The following is a 7,789-nucleotide window of genomic DNA, read 5'->3' as shown; positions in this document are numbered from 1 at the left end:
CTCGCATTAGATGTCGTTTTCGAGCCTCAAAACGACACCTACTGCGAGTTAGCGGATGAGCGCCGCTGGTGCGCCGTGGGCCGGGAAAGTATGCGTCTGGCTCACCAAGACTCTGGCTCTCTCCGGGCGGCTCGGTGATCATGGAGGTGTTCGTCTCGGTGAACGCCGACCCAACTTGGTGCCTTGAGTCCGTGAGTTAGCGTGGCGTGGAGGACTTCCACGGGAACCGTGGATTGTTGCTTTGAAGCACGGGTATTAGATTCCTGAATATTTTCCCTGTCCTCCCCGAGACGGACACAGTAGATGGCCGTCTGAGGGTGTTGGAGGGAAGTCGTTATGGACATTGTTCACGAGCGGGCCGCGGGGTTGGATATCTCCAAACGCGACGCGAAAGTCTGCGTGCGGGTCCCGGGCCCGCGGGCCGGGACCTACACATCAACGGTTACGACCTGGGCCGCGAACACGCATCAGATCCTGGAGCTGCGTGAGTTCCTGGAACGCGAACATGTGAGCACGGTGGTGATGGAAGCGACCAGTGATTACTGGAAGCCCTTCTACTACCTGATGGAGGAGACGCTGCCGGTGATGCTCGTCAACGCCAAGGCGGCCCGGAACATCCCCGGCCGCAAGACGGACGTCTCCGACGCGGCCTGGCTGGCGCAGTTGGCCGCTTTCGGGTTGTTGCGGGCCTCGTTCGTGCCGCCGGAACCGATCCGTGAGCTCAGGGACCTGACCCGGGCCCGTGCGATCGCCACCCGCGACCGGGCCCGGGAGATCCAGCGGCTGGAGAAGTTCCTGGAGAGTTCCGGGATCAAGCTCTCCTCGGTGGTCTCGGATCTGACAGGGGTCTCCTCCCGGAACATCCTCGAGGCCCTCATCAACGGAGAACGCAACCCAGAGGTGCTGGCCGGGATGGCCCGGGGCATGCTGCGCTCGAAGATCCCGGCCCTCGTCGACGCGCTCACCGGCCGGTTCAAACCCCACCACGCGTTCATGGCCCGCCTGCACCTGGACCAGATCGACACCCACACCCGGGTCATCGAGGCCCTCACGGCACGGATCGAGGAGGCGATGGAACCCTTTCGCGACGCCAGGGAAGCCCTGGCCGCCATCCCCGGAGTCTCCCGCAGGGTCGCCGAGGTGATCATCGCCGAAACCGGAGCGGACATGGCCGTGTTCGAAACCCCCGCCCGGCTCGCGTCTTGGGCCGGCGTCTGTCCCGGCGCGAACGAATCCGCCGGACGGATCAAATCCGCGCACATCCTGCCCGGGAACAAATACCTCAAGGGAGCCCTCGGCATCGCGGCTATGGCGGCCGCACGGTCCAAGAACACCTACCTCGCCGCGAGATACCACCGCATCACGGCCCGAAGCGGACGCAACAAAGCCCTCGTCGCCGTCGAGCATTCCATCCTCACCGCGGCCTGGCACATGCTCGCCAACGGCGAGTGCTACAACGAGCCCGGAGCTGACCACTTCACCCGCATCAACCCGACCCGCGCCAAGAACAACGCCATCAAGCAGCTCAACAGCCTCGGCTACGACGTCACGATCACTCCGGTCACCGCAGCCTGATCCACCCCTACTTTTGTATTAGTTGGGCCAAACGGAGGACTCAGGCGTGCTTTCCCGCCGCGAGCTCTGCGAGCGTCCGGACCAGGAGCCGCCGCTCCACAACCTTGATGCGCTCGTGCAAGGTATCTTCGGTGTCGTCCGGGGCGATGTCGACGGCTTCCTGGGCGATGATCGGGCCGGTGTCCACGCCAGCGTCGGCCCAGTGCACGGTGCAGCCAGTCACCTTCACGCCATAAGCCATGGCATCGCGGACACCGTGGGCACCCGGGAAGGCCGGAAGCAGTGCGGGGTGCGTGTTGAGGTACTTGCCGCCGAAGGCATCGATGAATTCCGGACTCACAATCCGCATGAACCCGGAGGAAACCACCACGTCCGGATCGTACGAGGCAACGGCCTTGGTCAGCGCGGCGTTCCAATCCGCCCGGTCCGCGTAGTCCTTGAAGTCCACCACGAAGGTGTCCAGTCCGGCTTCGGCGGAACGTTCCACGCCGTAGGTACCGGGCCGGTCAGCTCCCACGGCTGCGATCTCAACGTCCAGCTCGCCCGCCTTCACGGCGTCGATAACTGCTTGGAGGTTGGAACCGGTGCCGGAGACGAGGACAACAATGCGCATTGCACTAGCTTATGGCTGGCTCGCGTAGGCTGGAAAACATGAATTCCGGCGTTGGACCCACCCCGCAGCACCAGCCACAGAGCGAGGCTGCCAAATCAGCGCTTGCCGTTACCCGGACGCTGTTCAGGACTTTCCTGCTGACGGTGCTCGGCGCCATCTTCGTCTACATCCTGAACATCAGCTACGTCTGGCTCAGTGGCATCCTCACCGTCGTCGCGGGAGTGCTCGGAGTGGTGGTCCTTGTGCGCACCATCAAGTTCAAGCAACCGCGCATCGTCTTGTTCGGCACCATTTCCGGGCTGGTTGTCACGGCCATCATGTGCCTGCTGGTGCTCACCGCCGTCGTCTTCTTCCAGCAGATCCGCACCCTGGAGGACTGCGCACGAGGCGCGCTGACTCTCCACGCCCAGACCTCGTGCCAGCTCGATTTCCAGAACTCCATTCCCTCCGGATTGCGCTAGCCGGGCACAAGCCGAGGTGAGGCGGGCGCCTTAGCGGCGGTCGCCGTCGTACACGGCATCATCGAGATCCGCTTCGCGGAGCTTCTGCCGCCTCTCGAGCCAAGGCCCCACCCAATAACCGATCACGACGCCGATCCCCACCTCCGCGGCGATCCAGACTGCCGTCCACCGCGGGTCCGGTCCGATCTCGGTGAGGCGCCCGATCCCTGCGGAGCCGCGCGCCAGCCAGGCGAGGCCCCCCGCCAAAGCCCCGGCCACAGCCCCGACGAGCGCGCCGAGGAACAGCGTGGAAACAGGAGCCGTGAACCAGCGCGCCTTGATCTTGATGGAGAGCCATTCGTCGAAGTGGTTCTCCCCCGCACGCAGGAACCACCAGCCGGCCAGCAGACCCGCGATCACCGGAACGGCAAGGGCCGCGGCACCGAAGTCGAGTTGCCCAGTGGGCAGCGCGCCGAAGACGGGAATGGCGGGCAAGGGCCCGACGGCGGTGCCAAGCGGGCCGACGTGCGATCCAACACCGAGGGAGAACCCGGCCCCGGAGGACCAAGCCAAAGCGAAAACCGCCAGATTGGGCAGGTAGCCGAGCTGGGCGATGGTCAGGACGCCTCCGCCGAGGGCACCGGCTTTCAGGCCTTCGTAAACGGCGATGATGTCCGTCCAGTGCATGACAAGGTCGACTGCGAGCAACATCGCCGCGAGCGTCATGGCGGCCATGATCGCGACGAATCCGGCCTTGATGGCGGAACCAAAGTAGGACCCGGCCCAACGTGAATGTTGGCTAGTGCGTGCGAGCCAATCGACGGCGTCGACGCCAATGAGCCTGCTCCAGGAGCCGGACTCGCGGCGGGCGCCCACCACCATGCCCAGGCCGAACGGGATAAGCGGAAGCAAGGCAGCGAACCAGATGTTGATGACGATGTCCTGCGTGCGGCACACGAATCCGGTGGCCGCGCCGAACGCCCCATAAACAAGCAAGGCTCCGAAGAATGCCTGCCACAGTTGGTCCGTGTAGGAGGCCCTGGCCAGCCTGCGGCCGGCGCGCCAGGCCAGCAGGAACGGGACCAGAGTCAGTCCGAGCGGGATAAGGGACAGCATGCCGGAACCCGGTAGGCTCGCGGTTCCCATGTTGACTGTGGCCAGTTGCAGCGGCACGCCGTGGACAAGCAGCCACGTTTGGCCAGCCAAGCGCGCCAGGAAATCGATGGTGTGGTTCTGGAATCCGTCAGTAGCCCAGACGCCGATCAGCGGCAAGACCACCACGAGCGCGGAGATAATGGCGGCCTGGGCCGACTCAAGGGCACCCTGCAGCCACAAGGGCATGGGCAGGCCATGGTTACCGGTCTGATCAGCGCGCAGTTTCATCGTGTTCTATCGTGCCACGGCGCGCCCCGCTCACCCGGCAGGCGCCCGGACGCCCCGCCAATCCTCCAACGCCCGCTCACCTATGGGGCCCTCCGGGCCAACGCCCGCTCACCTCCGCCGGGCCGCCGTCGTACATGTGAGCGAGCGTCCAGGAAAAACCGCACATAAGTGAGCGAGCGTCGGGGGCGGCGGGCCGGGGCGGCGTCGTCGGGGCCGTCGGGGCCCGGGCCGATCCGAGCGCTTTTTGCATATGCCAGACGTAAAATTGGATTGTTCGCAATAGGTGGATGGAGGGCGTAATGACTACCGCAACCCCCCATGCACACGGTGTTCACTTCGGACGGACGGACATCCAGAACATCGGCATGGGTGTAGGTATTCTGATGGCGCTGGTGGGCCTTCTCGGATTCATTCCGGGCATCACCATGCGGTACGGGGAATTGCAGTTCTTCGGGCCGGATTCGCGCGCAATGCTCTTGGGCGTGTTCCAAGTGTCGTTGCTGCTCAACATTGTGCAGTTGCTCATCGGTGGAACCAGCTGGGCGATGTCCCGCTCGGGCGGCCATAGCGCACGCAATACCCTGATGAGCTTCGGTGCCTTGTACATCGTGCTCAGTGTGTATGGACTGAGCGTCGGGGTTGATTCGGCGGCCAATTTCCTGTCGCTGAACACGCTCGACAACTGGACGTTCATGGTCTTGGGCATCCTGATGGTCGCCGCCGGCTGGATGTTTTCACGTCACCTGGCTGACGACGCAAAGTAGCCCTATTCAAAGCCCGGATTAAGTGAGCCCGGGATTATAGGAGCCGCCAATGGGTAGGATCTACAACCAAATCTGAATAGTCATACAAGCGGTTGGTGCAGTTCCTGCGGTGAAGAAGCCGGGGGCTGTGCCAACCTTCTTTGTGCCCGACGCCGTCAGATCCACTTGGGTGCCGCCGGCACCGGCCCGGCGCCCGCGGTCACGCCGTCAGTCCCGCGTCCGGTGGCCCATTGCACGACGCCGGCAAGAGGCCCGGCGACCACGACGGCGGCGTCCGGATCGCCGAAGGTGCGGTCCGTGCCACTGACCTTGATCAACAACCCGGCGTCGGACCCGCGGGCCGCCCAGGCCGAGGTGATGTCGGCCAGCAGCCGTTCCAAGACAGCCGCCGGGATGTCAGCAAACGATGCTCCGTTGTCGAGGTCCACGGCATGCACCCACACTTCGCGGGTGCGCATCCAGACCGTTTCCGACGCCGGGACTTCCCTGCCCTGGATGGTCCGGACTGTGTGGTGCCAGGCGTCGTCGGGCAGGTCGCGCCATTCCACGCTCAGGTGAACGGCGGAGTGGTCAAAGAGGTTACGCAACGCGATGGGAGACAGCGTGGCACCGAAGTTGATCTCCTCATCCCGCACCGCAACGGAGGGATACATCGGAGTCTCCACGCCGGTCGAGGCCCAGTCCACCAAGCGCGCAATCGCCCGGGCGTTGTAGCCCACGTGTGCTACAACGTGACGGCGCGTCCAGCCGGGAAGCAGCGAACCGCCGTCGAGCTCGGCATCGCTGAGTTCATTGAGCTTGCGGGCGAAGAACGCGGTCCCGCGCCGGGCCTGCAGGAGTTGTTCCTGCAGGCCCGGATCGGTGGTGAGGTCTTGGCGGGCGACCATCAGGCTTCCTTGACCACGCGGTTGTTCAGCTGGCCCAGGCCCTCGATGGTGGTGACCAGGAGCTGGCCTTCCTGGAGGTAGCGCTTGGGGTCCTGGGCGTGGCCCACACCGCCGGGGGTGCCGGTCGCGATGACGTCGCCCGGGTTCAGCGTGATGATGGTGGAGATGTAGGACACCAGGAATTCGGGCGTGAACACGAGGTCCCCGGTGGGGGTCTGCTGCTGGATCTCCCCGTCAACGGCCGAGGTCATCAACGGCCCGGCTGTGAACTCGTCCTTGGTGACCAGGGCAGGCCCGAATGGCGTCGACTTCTCCCAGGTCTTGCCCTGCAGCCACTGGACGGTACGGAACTGGTAGTCGCGCATGCTGATGTCGTTCAGCACCGAGTACCCGGCGATGTGGTCGGCCGCGTCCGCCTCGCTGATGCGCCGGCCTTTCTTGCCGATCACGACGGCGAGCTCGGCCTCCCAGTCAACGGTGTCCGACTCCTGCGGCAGCGCCAGATCGTCGTTGGGACCAATCAGCGATTCCTGGTACTTCGCGAACAACGTGGGGTACTCGGGGATTTCCCGGCCCATCTCTTTGATGTGGTTGCGGTAGTTGTGCCCGACGCAGATGATTTTCCCCGGTGAGGGCACGACGGCGGCGAGGTCGGCGCCGTCGTACGCGTGCGTTGCGCCGTTGGCCGCCTCCGCGATGGCCGCCCAGGCGGGGTCCTGCAGGAGGGCGCCCACGTCGGAGAACCCGTCGATCTCGGTCAGGGTGTCGCCGTCCTGGCGGACCGCCGTCGTCGTTCCGGCGGAAGTGCGGAGGGTGAGGAGTCTCATTTGTTGCGTCCTTCGATGTACGTGCGGTTGAAGTTCAGTCGTTCGAAAATGGGGGCATCGCTGAAGCGGAACAGATCAAACGACGTTTCGGCCTGCAGGGACCATTCCTGCCAGGACGGCACAACAAAGAGGTCGCCCTTCTCCAGGACCTTCGATTCCCCGTTCAACACCACGGTGCCGGTGCCTTCGAAGACCTGCCACACGCTGGAGCCGACTTCGCGCATGGCCTGGGTGGAAGCCCCGGCCCGCAGGCGGTGGAATTCGGCACGGATGGTGGGCATGACGTCCCCGCCGGTGGTCGGGTTGGTGTAGCGCACGGCGGCGTGTCCCTGGGACACCGTGGCGGGGTGGCCCTCGTCCTCAAGAAGCAACTGTTCGCGGAGTGCTGCGTCGGTGTGCTCCCAGCGGTAGGCCGCGATGGGTGAGTTGGTGGTGTCATCCAGCCCGGAGAGCGGGCGCAGGCCCGGGTGCGCCCAGAGCCGCTCGGAACGGGAGACGTCCGGGGTGGCCTCATCCGTGACCCGTTCGGTCCCGAATTCGAAGAATCCCGCGTCCGCGTAGTGCACGAACGGGATGTCCAGTCCGTCGATCCACGCCATCGGCTGGTCAGTGTCGTTGTGGTGGCCATGGAAGTTCCAACCCGGCGTGAGCAGGAAGTCACCCCGGCGCATCGCCACCGGATCCCCGTTCACCACGGTCCACACGCCTTCGCCCTCGACGACGAAGCGGAACGCGTTCTGCGAGTGGCGGTGTTCCGGGGCCGTTTCGTGCGCGCCCAGATACTGGATGGCAGCCCACAAGGTCGGCGTCGCATACGGCGTGCCGGCCAGGCCCGGGTTGGCCAACGCGATGGCACGGCGCTCCCCGCCACGGCCCACGGGAACCAGGTCCCCGGCACGGGCAGCCAACGGATACAAATCGTTCCAGCGCCACACGTGCGGCACGGCTTTCGGGGACGGCACCATCGGCATCAGGTCCGCGATCTCGGTCCAGAGCGGAATCAGGTTCCCGGCCTCGAAATCCTTATACAGCTGCTCCAGCTGGGCAGCTTCTTCGGGAGTCGGCTTAGGAACCGCATGCGCGGCCGCGACCGATTCATGTGTTGTGCTATCGGCGCTGATGGACACAGGGGCCTCCTCGATGGGTGCGGGACAGTTTTGGCGTACTCCTGACCCTAGGGAGGCCCCCAAGTGATCTCCAGCATATTCTGCTAGCCAGAATCACCTGTCCCACCTTGCTCACGGACTGACCCAACTGACTCGCATTTGTTGTCGTTATGGGCCCTCAAAACGACACCTAT

The 7,789-nt window shown here is 64.8% G+C and carries 8 protein-coding genes; 3 read left to right on the top strand and 5 right to left on the bottom strand.

Annotated features, from left to right (window positions below; genetic code table 11):
- Window positions 1-336 precede the first annotated feature (336 nt).
- Window positions 337-1,575 carry an IS110 family transposase gene (locus tag KNN17_RS21745; protein ID WP_241710937.1) on the top strand — a complete coding sequence of 413 codons (1,239 nt, stop codon included), beginning with the start codon at window positions 337-339 and terminating at the stop codon, window positions 1,573-1,575.
- A 40-nt stretch (window positions 1,576-1,615) separates the two neighbouring features.
- Here KNN17_RS21745 and purN read toward each other — a convergent pair whose 3' ends face one another.
- Window positions 1,616-2,188 carry a phosphoribosylglycinamide formyltransferase gene (gene purN, locus KNN17_RS21740; RefSeq protein ID WP_078106033.1) on the bottom strand — a complete coding sequence of 191 codons (573 nt, stop codon included), beginning with the start codon at window positions 2,186-2,188 and terminating at the stop codon, window positions 1,616-1,618.
- A 38-nt stretch (window positions 2,189-2,226) separates the two neighbouring features.
- On the opposite strand from purN, the gene KNN17_RS21735 reads away from it, so the two are divergent.
- Entirely contained in the window at window positions 2,227-2,649 is a 423-nt protein-coding gene (locus KNN17_RS21735; RefSeq protein WP_241710934.1) for a hypothetical protein, read from the top strand.
- 30 nt (window positions 2,650-2,679) lie between these two features.
- Here KNN17_RS21735 and KNN17_RS21730 read toward each other — a convergent pair whose 3' ends face one another.
- Window positions 2,680-4,011 carry a cell division protein PerM gene (locus KNN17_RS21730; RefSeq protein ID WP_241710932.1) on the bottom strand — a complete coding sequence of 444 codons (1,332 nt, stop codon included), beginning with the start codon at window positions 4,009-4,011 and terminating at the stop codon, window positions 2,680-2,682.
- A 299-nt stretch (window positions 4,012-4,310) separates the two neighbouring features.
- Here KNN17_RS21730 and KNN17_RS21725 point away from each other — a divergent pair, with 299 nt between their 5' ends.
- A complete protein-coding gene (locus tag KNN17_RS21725) occupies window positions 4,311-4,775 on the top strand; it encodes a DUF4383 domain-containing protein (RefSeq protein ID WP_241710930.1) in 465 nt (154 codons plus the stop codon).
- Between the two features lie 155 nt (window positions 4,776-4,930).
- Here the strand turns inward: KNN17_RS21725 and KNN17_RS21720 are convergent, their stop codons facing one another.
- From KNN17_RS21720 to KNN17_RS21710, 3 genes are read right to left on the bottom strand one after another with little or no spacing between them, the layout of a single operon-like run.
- Complete coding sequence (locus KNN17_RS21720; protein WP_241710928.1) at window positions 4,931-5,662, bottom strand: maleylpyruvate isomerase family mycothiol-dependent enzyme; 732 nt, start codon at window positions 5,660-5,662, stop codon at window positions 4,931-4,933.
- Window positions 5,662-6,489: a fumarylacetoacetate hydrolase family protein gene (locus tag KNN17_RS21715; RefSeq protein WP_241710926.1), complete on the bottom strand. Its 828-nt coding sequence runs from the start codon at window positions 6,487-6,489 to the stop codon at window positions 5,662-5,664. Before KNN17_RS21715 ends, KNN17_RS21720 begins: the two co-directional genes overlap by 1 nt.
- Window positions 6,486-7,616, bottom strand: coding sequence for a cupin domain-containing protein (locus KNN17_RS21710; protein WP_241710924.1), 1,131 nt, complete (start codon window positions 7,614-7,616; stop codon window positions 6,486-6,488). The genes KNN17_RS21715 and KNN17_RS21710 overlap by 4 nt, the downstream gene beginning before the upstream one ends.
- Between the last annotated feature and the right edge of the window lie 173 nt (window positions 7,617-7,789).

The organism is Arthrobacter bambusae (assembly GCF_022606295.1).
Taxonomy (GTDB): Bacteria; Actinomycetota; Actinomycetes; order Actinomycetales; family Micrococcaceae; genus Arthrobacter; species Arthrobacter bambusae_A.
Note: the sequence above shows the minus strand (reverse complement) of the source record. Positions and strands in the feature narration are given on the sequence as shown.

What these genes read in the sequence shown, in the direction of transcription:
- KNN17_RS21745 (WP_241710937.1), top strand. Translation starts at nt 337, where the DNA reads ATGGACATTGTTCACGAGCGGGCCGCGGGGTTGGATATCTCCAAACGC.
- purN (WP_078106033.1), bottom strand. Translation starts at nt 2,188, where the DNA reads ATGCGCATTGTTGTCCTCGTCTCCGGCACCGGTTCCAACCTCCAAGCA.
- KNN17_RS21735 (WP_241710934.1), top strand. Translation starts at nt 2,227, where the DNA reads ATGAATTCCGGCGTTGGACCCACCCCGCAGCACCAGCCACAGAGCGAG.
- KNN17_RS21730 (WP_241710932.1), bottom strand. Translation starts at nt 4,011, where the DNA reads ATGAAACTGCGCGCTGATCAGACCGGTAACCATGGCCTGCCCATGCCC.
- KNN17_RS21725 (WP_241710930.1), top strand. Translation starts at nt 4,311, where the DNA reads ATGACTACCGCAACCCCCCATGCACACGGTGTTCACTTCGGACGGACG.
- KNN17_RS21720 (WP_241710928.1), bottom strand. Translation starts at nt 5,662, where the DNA reads ATGGTCGCCCGCCAAGACCTCACCACCGATCCGGGCCTGCAGGAACAA.
- KNN17_RS21715 (WP_241710926.1), bottom strand. Translation starts at nt 6,489, where the DNA reads ATGAGACTCCTCACCCTCCGCACTTCCGCCGGAACGACGACGGCGGTC.